The organism is Aquitalea sp. ASV15 (genome assembly GCF_016429115.1).
Classification (GTDB): Bacteria; Pseudomonadota; Gammaproteobacteria; order Burkholderiales; family Chromobacteriaceae; genus Aquitalea; species Aquitalea magnusonii.
Genome location: NZ_JAELTZ010000197.1, coordinates 1 through 310, shown reverse-complemented (window position 1 = coordinate 310; position 310 = coordinate 1). Strand labels below are relative to the sequence as shown.

At 70.6% G+C, this 310-nt stretch carries 1 protein-coding gene; it reads right to left on the bottom strand.

The window, feature by feature from the left end; genetic code table 11:
* Positions 1–310 (bottom strand): hypothetical protein (locus tag JHD64_RS21490; protein WP_199055715.1); only part of this gene is annotated, 310 nt, incomplete at both ends.

Below are 310 nucleotides of genomic sequence, written 5' to 3'. Positions count from 1 at the left end.
ATAGATGCTGCGCAGGCCTTCCGGGTTCTGCCAGAACTGCGGCGCCACTTCCAGCACCACATGGTACTGGTTGAGCGGGTTGTAGATGGTGGACACCTGGCGCTGGCCAAAGGCATCGTTCAGCACCTGTCTCTTATACACATCTGACGCTGCCGACGAACGAACAACAGTGTAGATCTCGGGGGTCGCCGTATCATTAAAAAAGGGGGGGGGGGGGGGGGGGGGGGGGGGGGGGGGGGGGGGGGGGGGGGGGGGGGGGGGGGGGGGGGGGGGGGGGGGGGGGGGGGGGGGGGGGGGGGGGGGGGGGGGG